At 69.7% G+C, this 13,416-nt stretch carries 12 protein-coding genes and 1 pseudogene; 6 read left to right on the forward strand and 7 right to left on the reverse strand.

What is annotated here, in order from left to right; translation table 11 throughout:
* Positions 1-535, reverse strand: a 535-nt coding sequence (locus tag x551_RS12255) for an ABC transporter permease subunit (protein WP_036233997.1), incomplete at its 3' end; no start/stop codon positions are given.
* 116 nt (positions 536-651) lie between these two features.
* Between x551_RS12255 and x551_RS12260 the strand changes: the two genes are divergently transcribed.
* The 5 genes from x551_RS12260 (at position 652) to rocF (ending at position 6,057) form a co-directional block, all read left to right on the forward strand.
* Positions 652-1,743 carry an ABC transporter ATP-binding protein gene (locus x551_RS12260; protein WP_036248711.1) on the forward strand — a complete coding sequence of 364 codons (1,092 nt, stop codon included), beginning with the start codon at positions 652-654 and terminating at the stop codon, positions 1,741-1,743.
* 145 nt (positions 1,744-1,888) lie between these two features.
* Positions 1,889-3,331, forward strand: a complete 1,443-nt coding sequence (locus x551_RS12265; protein ID WP_011828682.1) for a S41 family peptidase — start codon at positions 1,889-1,891, stop codon at positions 3,329-3,331.
* A gap of 97 nt (positions 3,332-3,428) precedes the next feature.
* Complete coding sequence (locus x551_RS12270; RefSeq protein ID WP_036233994.1) at positions 3,429-4,193, forward strand: HesA/MoeB/ThiF family protein; 765 nt, start codon at positions 3,429-3,431, stop codon at positions 4,191-4,193.
* Between the two features lie 9 nt (positions 4,194-4,202).
* Positions 4,203-5,108 (forward strand): LOG family protein, encoded by a 906-nt coding sequence (locus x551_RS12275; RefSeq protein ID WP_011828680.1) that lies wholly within the window; start codon positions 4,203-4,205, stop codon positions 5,106-5,108.
* Positions 5,109-5,121: 13 nt separating this feature from the next.
* A complete protein-coding gene (gene rocF / locus x551_RS12280; protein WP_036233991.1) occupies positions 5,122-6,057 on the forward strand; it encodes an arginase in 936 nt (311 codons plus the stop codon).
* Positions 6,058-6,083: 26 nt separating this feature from the next.
* On the opposite strand, the gene x551_RS12285 is transcribed toward rocF, so the two are convergent.
* From x551_RS12285 to x551_RS12295, 3 genes and pseudogenes are all read right to left on the reverse strand, one after another.
* A complete protein-coding gene (locus tag x551_RS12285) occupies positions 6,084-6,590 on the reverse strand; it encodes a thermonuclease family protein (protein WP_036234003.1) in 507 nt (168 codons plus the stop codon).
* Entirely contained in the window at positions 6,587-6,982 is a 396-nt protein-coding gene (locus x551_RS12290; protein WP_036233989.1) for a YkvA family protein, read from the reverse strand. Before x551_RS12290 ends, x551_RS12285 begins: the two co-directional genes overlap by 4 nt.
* Positions 6,979-7,850 (reverse strand): annotated as a pseudogene (locus tag x551_RS12295) (DUF429 domain-containing protein). The gene x551_RS12290 and the pseudogene x551_RS12295 overlap by 4 nt, the downstream one beginning before the upstream one ends.
* 37 nt (positions 7,851-7,887) lie before the next feature.
* Between x551_RS12295 and x551_RS12300 the strand changes: the two are divergent.
* On the forward strand, positions 7,888-8,988 hold the full coding sequence (locus x551_RS12300; protein WP_051495814.1) for a DUF748 domain-containing protein: 1,101 nt from the start codon (positions 7,888-7,890) through the stop codon (positions 8,986-8,988).
* A gap of 38 nt (positions 8,989-9,026) precedes the next feature.
* Here x551_RS12300 and x551_RS12305 read toward each other — a convergent pair whose 3' ends face one another.
* The 3 genes from x551_RS12305 to x551_RS12315 all read right to left on the reverse strand — a co-directional run bounded on the left by x551_RS12305 (position 9,027) and on the right by x551_RS12315 (position 13,279).
* Positions 9,027-9,983, reverse strand: a complete 957-nt coding sequence (locus tag x551_RS12305; protein WP_081771311.1) for a heparin lyase I family protein — start codon at positions 9,981-9,983, stop codon at positions 9,027-9,029.
* Between the two features lie 115 nt (positions 9,984-10,098).
* Positions 10,099-10,992: a membrane protein gene (locus x551_RS12310; RefSeq protein WP_036248714.1), complete on the reverse strand. Its 894-nt coding sequence runs from the start codon at positions 10,990-10,992 to the stop codon at positions 10,099-10,101.
* A 55-nt stretch (positions 10,993-11,047) separates the two neighbouring features.
* Positions 11,048-13,279: a TonB-dependent receptor gene (locus x551_RS12315; RefSeq protein ID WP_036248717.1), complete on the reverse strand. Its 2,232-nt coding sequence runs from the start codon at positions 13,277-13,279 to the stop codon at positions 11,048-11,050.
* Positions 13,280-13,416: the final 137 nt, after the last annotated feature.

Here is a 13,416-nt window from a genome sequence, read left to right on the forward strand (position 1 = left end):
CGCGCACGCGGCGGCCGAGTCCGGCGCCGAGCAGGCGCGCGGCCTCCATCAGATGCAGGCCGCGCTCCATCAGCGCGCCGCGGGTCAGCAGGTAGACGTAGGGGTAGAGCGCCAGCGTGAACAGCACGATGGCGCCGGGCAGGCTGCGCACGTCGGGCCACAGCGGCCCCTGCGCGCCGGTCAGCGCGCGCAGCGTGGTCTGCAGCGGGCCGCTGTACTGCAGGAAATCGGTGCTGGCATAGGCCAGTACATAGGCCGGCATCGCCAGCGGCAGCAGCAGCGCCCACTCGAAGACGCGCCGCCCGGGGAAGTCGAACAGGCTGACCGCGGCGGCAGTGGCCCCGCCCAGCAGCGCCACGCCGATCGCCACGCCCAGCGCCAGCAGCAGCGAGCTCAAGGCGTAGCCAGGCAGCACCGTGGCAGCCTGGTGACGCAGCAATTCGAGGCTCTGCGCCTGCGGGGCCAGCCAGGCCCCGAACACGCCCAGCAAGGGCAGCGCCAGCAGCGCGCACAGCACGACGGCGAGACGGCGCATGCTCAGTCGAGGCCGCGGTCGGAAGGCCCGCGACGGCCGTGGTCAAGGCGCGGCGGCGGGGCGAATACGGGAATGCGAACGAAATTCATTTGAAGTCAGCTCGCTATCATAGAGGGATGCTGCTGCGTCTCGCCGATGTCTCGATCCGCTACCCGGTGGCGCACCCGGGCGGCGGCGAACGGCCGGCGGTCGACGGCGTGTCCTTCGGTCTGGCCGAGGGCGAGATCGGTGTGCTGATCGGCCCGTCGGGCTGCGGCAAGACTTCGCTGCTGCGTGCCGTCGCCGGCCTGGAGCCGCTGGCCGGCGGCAGCATCTCGCTGGGCGACGAACGGCTCGGCGACGCGGCCACCGGCCGCCACCTCTCACCGGAGCAGCGCCGCATCGGCATGGTGTTTCAGGACTATGCGCTGTTCCCCCATCTCAGCGTGGCGCAGAACGTGGCCTTCGGCCTGCACGACCTGCCGCGGGCGCAGCGCGAGCAACGCGTGGCCGAATTGCTCGACCTGGTGGGCCTGGGCAGTGCCGCGAAGCGCGCGCCGCACCAGCTGTCGGGCGGGCAGCAGCAGCGCATCGCCCTGGCCCGGGCCCTGGCGCCGGCGCCGCGGCTGCTGCTGCTGGACGAACCCTTCTCCAGCCTCGACGTCGATCTGCGCGAACGCCTGGCGCAGGAGCTGCGCGCGATTCTCAAGCGGACCGGCACGACGGCGCTCTTCGTCACCCACGATCAGCTCGAGGCCTTCGCGCTGGGTGACGTGATCGGCGTGATGCACCGGGGCCGCCTCGACCAGTGGGACAGCGCCTACCAGCTCTACCACCGTCCGGCGACACGCTTCGTGGCCGACTTCATCGGGCACGGCGTGTTCGCGCCGGCCCGCATCGTGGACGGCGCCGACGGTCCGCGTGTGCACACCCCCGTGGGCGACCTGAGCGATCTCGAGGAATGCCCGTTGTCCGCCGCCTACCCGGGTGGCGAGTGCGAGGTGCTGCTGCGGGCGGACGACATCGTCCACGACGACAGCTCGCCGGTGAAGGCCCGCATCGAACGCAAGGCCTTCCGCGGCTCCGAGTTCCTGTACACGCTGCAGCTCGCCAGCGGCGAACGCGTGCTCGCCCACGTGCCCTCGCACCACGATCACCAGCTCGGCGAATGGATCGGCATCCGCGCCGAGGTCGACCACGTGGTCACCTTCCCACGCCAGCCGAGCTGAAGGCCGGCCCGCCTGCGCAGCCGGAAGCGTCGGTAAAAGCCTGCAAAGCCTTCCAAACGACGCAACTTTGGGGTCTGGAGCAGACTCACAGCGCAAGTGCCGGTCCTATACTGGACTGCAGCAATCGAAAAGGAACCCGGACGTCATGGGTGCTAAGACAAAAGTGGCTGGCTGGATCGTCGTCGGGGCGGTCGCGGGTGCCTTGACCACGATGCAACTGACCGCGACGGCGCGCAACCCGTCTGCGGCCTTGCCGCTGGAGGAGCTGCAGCAGCTCGCCGCGGTATTCGGCATGGTGAAGAGCGACTACGTCGAACCGGTCGATGAGAAGAAGCTGATCACCGACGCCATCGGCGGCATGGTCGCCGGCCTCGACCCGCACTCCCAGTACTTCGACAAGAAGACCTTCAAGGAATTCCGCGAAGGCACCAGCGGGCGCTTCGTCGGTGTCGGCATCGAGATCGGCATGGAGGACGGGCTGGTCAAGGTGGTCTCGCCGATCGAGGGCTCGCCGGCCTTCCGGGCCGGCGTGAAGAGCGGCGACCTGATCACCAAGATCGACGACAGCTTCGTCAAGGGCCTGACGATGGACCAGGCCGTCAAGAAGATGCGTGGCGAGCCCAACACCAAGGTCGTGCTGACGGTGTTCCGCAAGGCCGAGAGCCGCAGCTTCCCGGTCACCATCACCCGCGAGGAGATCCGCGTGCAGAGCGTGCGCGCGAAGATGATCGAGCCCGGCTATGCCTGGCTGCGCGTGAGCCAGTTCCAGGACCGCACCGTCGAGGATTTCGCCACCAAGCTGGCCGACCTGTACAAGCAGGACCCCAACCTGAAGGGCCTGGTGCTCGACCTGCGCAACGACCCGGGCGGTCTGCTCGAGGCGTCGGTGGCGATCTCGGCCGCCTTCCTGCCCAAGGACGTGACAGTGGTCTCCACGAACGGGCAGATCGCCGAATCGAAGGCCGTGTTCAAGGCCAATCCGGAGTTCTACTCGCGCCGTGGCAGCGACCCGCTGAAGAAGCTGCCCGAGGGGTTGAAGAGCGTGCCGCTGATCGTGCTGGTGAACGAAGGCTCGGCCTCCGCCAGCGAGATCGTCGCCGGCGCCCTGCAGGATCACAAGCGCGCCACGGTGATGGGCAGCCAGACCTTCGGCAAGGGCTCGGTTCAGACGGTGCGCCAGCTTTCGCCCGACACGGCGCTGAAGATCACCACCGCCCGCTATTACACGCCGAGCGGTCGCTCGATCCAGGCCACCGGCATCGTGCCCGACGTGTGGCTCGACGAAACTGCCGAAGGCAACGTGTTCGCCGCCATCCGCACCCGCGAGGCTGACCTGGAGAAGCACATCTCCAGCGGCCAGGGCCCGGAGGTCAAGGACCCGGCGCGCGAGAAGGCCCGAGAGGAGGCGCTGAAGAAGCTGGAAGAGGCGAACGGCAAGGACAAGGACAAGGCGCCCAAGCCGCTGCCCGAGTTCGGCAGCGCCGAGGACTTCCCGTTGCAGCAGGCGCTGAATCGCCTGAAGGGCAAGACGGTGCTGGCCTCGAAGACGCAGACCGAGCGCAAGCCCGAGGACACCAAGACCAACTGACGGAGCGCCCTCTCGGGGTCCCAAGCGAAGAGCCCGCCATGGCGGGCTCTTCGCATTGCGCGGCGCCGCAGGAAGCCCGCGACGCTATCCTCGCGCCATGAACGACGACCAGCTGCTGCGCTACAGCCGCCACATCCTGCTCGACGAGATCGGCATCGAGGGCCAGCAGCGCCTCCTCGACGGCCATGCGCTCGTCATCGGTGCCGGCGGGCTGGGCTCGCCGGCCCTGCTCTACCTGGGCACGGCCGGGGTCGGAACGATCACCGTGGCCGACCATGACACGGTGGACCTGACCAACCTGCAGCGTCAGATCGTCCACGACATGGCGCGCATCGGCATGCCGAAGGCGGAATCAGCCGCCCGCAGCATCGCTGCCATCAACCCCGCGGTGCGAGTCCGGGCCCTGACCGAGCGCGCCGACGCCGCGCGGCTCGAAGCCCTGGTGCGCGAGGCCGACGTGGTGCTCGACTGCAGCGACAACTTCGCGACGCGCCACGCGGTCAATCGGGCCTGCGCCGTGCACCGCAAGCCGCTGGTGGCCGGCGCGGCGATCCGCTTCGATGGCCAGATCTCGGTCTACGACGTGCGCGACGCCGCCAGCCCCTGCTACGCCTGCCTGTTCCCCGAGGACAGCGCCTTCGAAGAGGTGCGCTGCTCCACGATGGGCGTGTTCGCGCCGCTGGTCGGCATCATCGGCAGCATGCAGGCGGCCGAGGCGCTGAAGCTGCTGGCCGGCATCGGGCCGACGCTGGCGGGACGGCTGCAGATGCTCGACGGCCGAGCGATGGAATGGACCGAGATCCGCCTCGCCCGCCGCGCCGACTGCCCGGTGTGCGGGCCGCACCGCGGGCCTGCGGGTTAAGCTGGGCGCATGGACGACACGACCCACGATCTGCGCGCACGCAATTTCCCCTCGGCCCAAGAAGACGTGGCCGCGGTCACGCCGGCCTCGCGCTATGCCGGCCCCGAAAGCGCCTACCGCCTGGCCTTCGACGACAAGGATTTCCTGCTGCGCGAGGAACTGCGCCCGGTGCGCATGCAGCTCGAGCTGCTCAAGCCCGAGCTGGTGCAGCGCGAGCACCGCATCGAATCGACCATCGTGATCTTCGGCAGCGCGCGCATCCTGCCGCGCGACGAGGCGCTGCAGCGCGTCGCTGCCGCGCAGGCGCTGGGCGACGCCGACGCGCTCAAGCGCGCCGAGATGCAGCTGGCCATGTCGCACCACTACGAGGAGGCACGGCGCTTCGCCGGCATCGTGACGACGGCCTCGAAGCAGCTCGACGAGCCGATCGCCGTCGTCACCGGCGGCGGGCCCGGCATCATGGAGGCCGGCAACCGCGGCGCCTTCGAGACCGACGGCCCGAGCATCGGCCTCAACATCGTGCTGCCGCATGAGCAGGCACCCAACGACTACATCACGCCGGAGCTGTGCTTCCAGTTCCACTACTTCGCGCTGCGCAAGATGCACTTCCTGATGCGCGCGATCGCGCTGGTGTGCTTCCCCGGCGGCTTCGGCACGCTCGACGAGACCTTCGAGGCGCTGACGCTGATGCAGACCGGCAAGATCCGCCGTCGACCGGTGCTGCTGTTCGGTCGCGAGTTCTGGACCAAGCTGATCAATTTCGACCTGTTGGTCGGCACCGGCATGATCAATGCCGAGGATCTGAAACTGTTCCACTTCGTCGAGAGCGCCGAAGAGGCCTGGGGCGTGATCGAGCGCCACTACGGGCTCGACGCGCTCGACACCCAGACCGGCGCCTTCGCGGAAGACGTCTGACACCGGAGAGCCCATGAGCGCCGACCTCCGCCGCCTCGCGCCGCAGATCTCTCTGATCGGTGCGCCCACCGACATCGGCGCCGGCGCGCGCGGTGCGTCGATGGGTCCGGAAGCGCTGCGCGTGGCCAACCTGCAGAGCACGCTGGAGGCGCACGGCCTGGAGGTGGTCGACCGCGGCAACCTTGCAGGACCCCGCAACCCCTGGCTGCCGCCGACCGAGGGCTACCGCCACCTCGCCGAGGTGGTGGCATGGAATACCGCGGTGCACGAAGCGGTGCATGCCGAGCTCGGCCTGGGGCGGTTGCCCATCCTGCTGGGCGGCGACCACTGCCTCGCGATCGGCAGCATCAGCGCGGTGGCGCGCCACTGCCGCGAGGCGGGCAAGAAGCTGCGCGTGCTGTGGCTCGATGCGCACGCCGACTTCAACACCAACGTGCTCACGCCCACCGGCAACGTGCATGGCATGCCGGTCGCGTGCCTGTGCGGCCGCGGCCCGCAGGCGCTGATCGAGATCGGTGGCCAGGTGCCGGCGATCAATCCGAAGTGGGTGCGCCAGATCGGCATCCGCAGCGTCGACGCCGGCGAGCGGCGGCTGGTGCACGAGGTCGACCTCGAGGTGTTCGACATGCGCTACATCGACGAGATGGGCATGCGCCATACGATGGAGCTCGCGCTCGCGACGCTGGACGCCAACACCCACCTGCACGTGAGCTTCGACGTCGACTTCCTCGATCCGCCCATCGCGCCCGGCGTCGGCACCACCGTCAATGGCGGCCCGACCTACCGCGAGGCGCAGCTGTGCATGGAAATGATCGCCGACACCGGCCGCCTCGCCTCGCTCGACGTGATGGAACTGAACCCGGCCTTCGACGTGCGCAATGCCACCGCGGTGCTCGCGGTGGACCTGGTGGAGTCGCTGTTCGGCAAGAGCACGTTGATGCGAAAGTAGTCGCCGCCTCGCGGGCGGCCGATCTGTCAGTCACAGGGCCCATGGCGCCGCCGAAAATCGCGCGGCAGTTCTGGATTCGGCGCGGCGAACAGGCCCCGCCCCGCGGCGCGGGCCCGTTGCTCCTGGCCGGCATAGGGGCCCGGGTCGCGGCCGTAGCGAGCCGACCATGCGTGCCCCTCGGCGACCAGCCAGGCGCCCACATCCTGGTCACCCAGCCACAGCGTCCCGAGCGCACGGCCATGCATGTCGGTCGCGCGCCGCCGCACCGTGACGTGGCGGTCCTGCACGCGCGCTGCCAGCGCGGCGCCGGCTTCGCTGCCATGCGGCTGGCAGCGTTCCGGCGCGTCCAGGCCCACCAGGCGCAGCTTCACGGGCTTGCGGCGAGCCTGCTGGCCGTTGCTCGCGTCGGGCCTCACCCAGACCGTGTCGCCGTCGGTGATGCGCGTGACCACGCCCTCGAAACGGACCTCCTCGGCCACCGCGCCACCGGTCGCCCCGACCCACGCGACCAGCCAGGCGATCAACAGCCTCATGGCGCACCCCAGGTGCGCCACGCCCACCACGCCAGCAAGCCGCCGCACAGCAGCCACACCGCGGCGATCAGCAACACACCCCACAGCATCTTCGGCACGCGTTCCCCACTGGCCTCGGCCTCGCGCAGCCGGGCCTGCCACAGTGCATCGGGGGTCAGCTTGACGGCCAGTGCGATCCCCAGCGGCAGCAGCACCAGTTCGTCGAGCATCCCCAGCACCGGGATGAAATCGGGAATCAGGTCGATCGGGCTCAGCGCGTAGGCGATCACCAGGATGGCGATGAGCTTGGGCGCGCGCGGCGTGTCCGGGTGCTTGAACAGCTTCCACAGTGCCAGCAGGTAGATCGCGAGCCGCGCCCGGTTCGCCCGGCCGAACAAGGGGCCGAGCTTCATGCCGCGCTCCTGGCATCGGCAGCCCAGGGCGCGGTGACGATCCAGCCTTCCAGCGGATCGATCACCGGCGGCAAGCCGTGGTTCGGCTGCGTTGCGGCCCATGCGGCCTGCAGCATGCAGAGCACGGCGTCGAGGCGGTCGCCGCGCGCGTCGGCCACCAGTTCTTCGCGCTGCGCATGGCGCAGCTTCAGCCGCAAGCCCAGCCGCGACCGGCCCTGCTCCAGCGCGTCGACCAGGTCCTTGCGGGCGATCAGGCGTTCGGGTGTCTGTTTCGCGCGTTCGTCGCTCTTGTACGAGCGTGCGCCGATCAACTCGCGCGCCAGCAGCCCGGGGTAGGCCTCGAGCGCCACGCGCTGCGGATCGCCGGCATGCAGACCAGCCAGCGTCACGCCCGCCTCCACGAGCCGTGGCACCCCCGCGTGCAGCATGTAGCGACCGGCGGGTTGACCCACTTCATCGACGGGCTCGACCCGGCGGGGCCATCGGTGGCGCGGTGAGCAAACTTGGACCCGGTGGGCCGGGCCGCGCAGAAGGCCGCGAAACGCTCGCGGATCTCGCTGCGCGGCAGCGCCGCATAGAGACGCAGCATCGGCAGCCAGGCCTGCGGCCAGCCCAGCTCCGTGACCAGTTCGCGCGGCAGGCCGAACGGCAGGTCGAAGGCCCCCAGCCAGGGACCGGGCCGCTGCAGCAGGGCCGAGAAGGCGGAAAGATCGGGCAGCAGCTCGATCGCATCGAGACGCAGCAGGTGGCCGTCGGCATGGCCTCGCGCCAGCACGATGGGCTTGTGCCGCGTGGGCGCGCTGCTGAAGTCGACACCCAGCAAAGGCAGGGGCACGACGGCGGCGGGAGGTGAAGGGGGTGCTGACATGGACGCTGGGACTCTACCGGCCCGCGACAATCCCGGCATGCCGACTGCCAACGAGCCTCTGCCCCGCCCTGCCCCGCGTCGACTGGCGCGCGGCCTGCTGATCGGTCTGGCCGTCGTGCTGGCTGCCTTGGCAGTGGTCTGGCAGCTGGCGGCACACCGGCTGCAGCAGGAACTGGTGGCTGCCCTCGGCCCGCGCAGCGAGGTGGCCTCGGTCGGCCTCGCCTGGGGCGGCGTCGAGATCCTCGGCCTGCGCATCGCCGCCGCGCCGGGCAGCGGCTGGCCGGCGGCCGACGAACTGCGTGCACCCCGCATGGTGGTGGCGCCGGACCTGTGGTCCGCGCTGCGCGGACGCATCGGCGTGCACAGCGTGCGCATCGAGGACGGCTACATCTCGCTGCTGCGGGGCCGCGACGGCCAGATGCAGGTGCTGCCCGCGCTGCTGGGTCGGCGCGAGCGAACCGGGGCCGAGCGTCGCGGCGGCAGCCTGCCTGCAGTGCGCATCGGCGACGTGCAGTTGCGCGGGACCGAGATCGCGTTCTACGACGCCTCGGTGAGCCGGCCGCCGCTGGCCCTGCGGCTGGTGGACATGCAGGCGAGCATCGGGCCGCTCGCGCTGCCGGCGCTGGATGGGGCGACGCAGATCGACATCACCGCCGGAGTCCGCGGCGCGCGGGCAGGCCAGGAGGGCCGGCTCGAGCTGCACGGCAGCGTGACCGGTGCCTCCCGCGACGCCGCGTTGAAGCTCAGCCTGCGCCGCGTCGATCTGCTCGCACTGCAGCCCTACGTGAACCAGGTGGCCCAAGGCGGCGTGAAGCGGGGCACGCTCGACCTCGATCTGGCGCCCACCGTGAAAAGCCAGCAGCTGCACGCGCCGGGGCACATGACGCTGAGCCAGCTGGAACTCGGCGACGGCAACTTCGCCGGCCTGCCGCGCAAGGCCATGCTGGCCTTCATGAGCCGGCACGACCGCATCGAACTCGAGTTCACGCTGGAAGGCCGGCTCGACGACCCGGCGTTCTCGCTCAACGAGAACTTCGCGACGCGCGTCGCCTCGGCACTGGGCAACGTGTTGGGTCTGAGCGTGGAAGGCGTGGTCGAGGGCGTCGGCAGCGTCGTGAAGGGCTTGTTCGGACGCTGACTTGCGTTGGCATCGAAGGGCCAGGGCCCGACCCTTTCTTATCGAGCCAGCACGTAGGCGCGCAGACTGGCCTCGGTGTACTTGGAGCCGGTCGGATCTCTCACGAACACCGGCGCCTTGAACAGCACGCGCGCCGTCGCGGGCTTGGACCAGTTGGCGTGGTCCCACGGATAGAATCCGAACTTCTGCCATGTCGGATGCTGTTCGATCGTCGCGTAGCCCGTCGGACCGGCGTAATCCGCGAACTGGACGCCATCGCGCCAAGCTTGGAAGTAGCCCCGCCCGCCCTCGTTGGGATCAATGCGCACTTTCGTGACGATCACGGTCCAGGCCTTCGTCGGAATGCCGGGTGATTCGAAAATGCGAGTCTGGTTCGTGGCGCGCGTCGGCGGCACCATGGTGTTGTGCCGAACGAAAAGCACCAGTCCGTTCTTTTCGGCCTGGATCGCCGCCCAGGGATTGACCGTCTGAGACGTCAGCTGATGGTATTGGCTAATCACAGCCTGGAAGTCGTAGCCGCCATCGGGCATCAACAGTCCGAACGCGTGCCAGATGTCGATGTATGGCTTGATGACGCCCGGTTGTGTGATCCACCAGCTCAGTTCGCAGCGCTTGGACCCGGCTCCGCCCAGGCTGTCGCTGACCGACGGCGCGAACATCAGTACCTGCTTCGACGAGTCCAGCGGATCGGCCGTCTTTCCGAAGCGCCGGCCCGCGGGCTGCGCTGTTCCGTCGAAACCGCCAGCGGCGTCGAAGGACGCGACGCTGATGTCCTTCGCTCCGGCGCATTCCAGACCGACCTGCCCGCCCCGGATCTGACGGAACGGCTTGTTCGCGTCGATCTCCGCAAAGATGTCCGAGTCAGCGATCGGCACCGTCCGCTCCATCGAGACGGCGGCGGGGCGCGCCGTTTCAGCCAACCCGACCGCGGTCGCTGCACCGGCCAGCGCCAAGCAGGCAAGCGCCGAGAGAAGAATGGAGGTCGACGGAGTCATGGGATTCACGATCGCGTTGGGTTGGCAGCAAGGGATGAGCTGCGTACCGATTGTCTTGCAAGCCGCCTGTGGCGCCGGATCTTCACGAGCCGAACCATCGCTCCGAAACTTTCCTTCAACCCAGCGCAAGACCACCCACGCCGACGGCGATGAACGCCGCCCCGACCAGCCGCCAGCCCAGTTCGCCCTCGCCCAGCAGCCGGCCGCCCAGCAGCGCCGCGAACAGCATCGACACCTCGCGGGCCGGCGCTACATGCGACAGCGGCGCGAGCTGCATCGCGTACAGCACCATCACGTAGGCCGCCGGGCTGAGTACCGCCACCGCCAGGGCGTGACGCCACTGCGCTCGCCACGCGGACCGCAGCGCCGCGCGGTCGCGCAGCAGCGGCAGCATGAACGGAATGCGCAGCAGGTTGCCGAAGTAGTCCACCAGGATCGGCGACACCGCCAGCAGCTTCACCGCCGCGCCGTCGATCAGCGTGTAGGCGGCGATGGTCGCGCCGGTCGCCGCGCCCCAGCCGAGACCGGCGCGCACGCGCTGCGATGCCGTGTCGCCGTCACCATGGCGGCCCCTCAGGGCCTGCAGCAGCCGCGGCCCACCGGCGATCAGCACGATGCCGACCGTCACCGCCAGGACACCGGCCGCACCGACCGCCGACAGGGATTCGCCGAGCAGCAGCACGGCGCCCAGCGCCGACAGCAGCGGCCCGGTGCCACGCGCAACCGGGTAGACGACCGTGAGATCCGATGCCCGGTAGCCCCGCAGCAGGACCGTGAAGTAGGCCAGGTGCGTCAGGCCACTGGCCAGCACCGCAGCCCAGGCCAGCAGGCCCCAGCGCGGCAGTTCGTCCCAGGCCACCCACAGACCGACGGGCGCCCACAGCACCGCCACCATCAGCGCTGTCAGCAGCACGAAGCGCTGGTCACCTCCTGCACGCTTGGCAACGAGATTCCACAGCGCATGCAGCAGCGCGGCGGTCAGAACCAGAGCAAGGGCGGAGGCAGGCAAACGGCGGGTCGTACGAGTCGGGAAGCCCCGACTTTAGCGTCGCCGCCGGCTCAGCTCAGAACGCCTGCCGCCACTTCACCGACAGCAGCCAGTTGCGCGGCATGCCAGGCTCGAAAAAACGGCCGTTGCCGTCGTTGACGATCACGCTGCCGGCGTATTCGCGGTCGAACAGGTTGTCCACGCGCACCAGCACGTCGATCCGGCTGCCTTCGGCCAGCTTCCAGCTCTGGGTGGCACGCAGGGCCCAGGTGGCCCAGGTGCCGGCGAAGTCGGTGTTGCGGTCGTTGACGGCCACCTCGTCCTGCGCCCGCAGCTCGGCGGCGAGCTCGGTCGTCGACGTGCCGAAGGGCCGCCACGCCAGCTCGGCGAAGGCGCTGCGCGGGCTGGTGCCGGCGATGCGGTTGCCGGCCGGCACGGTCGCCTGGTTGCCAGGGTTGGCGCCGTTGCAGGGCACGGCGGTGCAGGTGACGAAGGCGTCGTCGTAGGTCGCCGACAGCCAGGTCAACGCCAGCGCGGTGCGCCAGTTCGGGGTGATGCTCCAGCCCGCACCCAGCTCAACGCCGCGCCGCGTGGTCGAGCCGACGTTCTGGAAGGTGGAGCGGCCACCGGCGTTGGTCGCCACGCCGATCTCGTCGTCGGTACGCGCCTCGAACACGGCGAAGTCCGCAGCCAGGCCACGCGCATCGTTGCGCCACTTTGCGCCGAGCTCGATCTGCTTGCTGGTCTGCGCCTTCAGGCCGTTGTTGAAGCCGCTGCCGCCGTCGGGACGGTAGGCCAGCTCGCCGAAGGTCGGTGATTCGAAGCCCTCGCCGGCGCTGACATAGAAGTTCCAGTCCGGCAGGCCGCGCCACTGCACTGCGGCGACCGGGTTGGTGTAGCTGTACTTCAGCGAGCCCGAGTCGTCGCCATTGAGGCCGGACACATAGTGATCCTCCGCCTCGAAGCGCACGCGGCCGCTGCGCACGCCGAGCGTCGCCACCCAGTCCTTGACGAACTCCAGCTCGCCCTGCGCGTAGACGTCGGTGGTCTTCACGGTGTTCTTCTCGTCGCGGCGCTGGTTGCCGGTGACGCCGAGCGCCGTGGGGGCCAGCGGATCGCCGAGGAAGTTCTCGTAGCCGCGGCGGTCCTCGGTGCTGCGTTCCAGCGCCGCGCCGGCCACGAACTGGGCGCTGCGATCGCCGTCCAGCGTCCAGCGCCAGATCAGCCGGCCGTCCAGACCCTGGTAGTCGCGATCGAAGTCGATCACGCCGCCGGGGTGGCGGTCGGTGTTTGGCGGCGGTGTCGGGTTGCGCTGGGTCAGGACGGGGATCGATTGCCACTGGGTGACCGACCGCTGGCCGAAATAGGCGGTGACGGCACTCTCGCTCAGCGCACCGAGGTCCGCGAAGCGATGCCGCCAAGTGGCACCGATCTGCTCCTGCTGCGCGGTCTTGCGGGTGTTGAACTGGGTCGCCACCGCGGCCGTCTGGCGCGGATCGGCGTCGAACTGCGCACGGTTCAGGCCCAGCGGATCGTCGGCGGGTTGGTCGACGTGGTTGACGCTGACGACCACGGTGTCGCGCTCGCCGGTCCAGCCCAGCCGCAGGTTGGCCAGCGTGCGGCGGGCGCTGCTTTGCGGACGGAAACCGTCATAGTCGAGATAGCTCGCGCCGAAGCGCAGGTCGAAGCCGCGGCCCGGCTCGTCGCCGAGCGGCGCCTGCACCGTCACGCGCCCCTGGCGCAGGCCGAAGCGGCCGATGTCCGCACCGAGCTCGCCATAGCGCTCGCGCACCGGCTGGCTCACCAGCGCGATGACGCCGCCCGAGCTGTTGCCGTAGAGCGCGCTGAACGGACCGCGCAGCACCTCGACGCGCTGCGCGCCGGCGAGGTCGAAGTGCGACACCTGCCCCTGGCCGTCGGGCATGGTCGCGGGAATGCCGTCGCTGTACAGGCGCATGCCGCGCACGCCGAAGGTCGAACGGGCGCCGTAGCCGCGTGAGTTGATCTGCAGGTCCTGTGCGTAGTTGTTGCGGTTCGCCACCGTCAGGCCCGGCACCCGCGCCATCGCCTCCGACAGGTTGATCATCGGGCCCGCGTTGCGCAGCGCCTCCTCGTCCACCGTGCCCACCGAGTACGGGGTGTCGAAGGCGCGCTGCTCGAAGCCCTTGCCGGTGACGACCACCGGCGCGAGCGTCCCGCTCGCCGCGTCCTGCGCCTGGGCGAACGGCGCTGCACCGATCAGCGCGCAGGCGGCGACCACCGGGTTCACCCGCAGCCGGGAAAGGGCGGGACGCTGGGCTGACGACATGAATACTCCTGAAGATGTCCGGTGAATGCGAAAGCGCGCGGACTCTACCTTCAGGAACACCCCTGCCCAATAGAGAAAATCTGCAAAAGGGATCGGGGATGATGCGGAGCAACCAGACGGCAGCAGCCTGTCGCCCG

Origin of the sequence: Methylibium sp. T29 (assembly GCF_000576205.1) — a bacterium.
Classification (GTDB): domain Bacteria; phylum Pseudomonadota; class Gammaproteobacteria; order Burkholderiales; family Burkholderiaceae_C; genus Methylibium; species Methylibium petroleiphilum.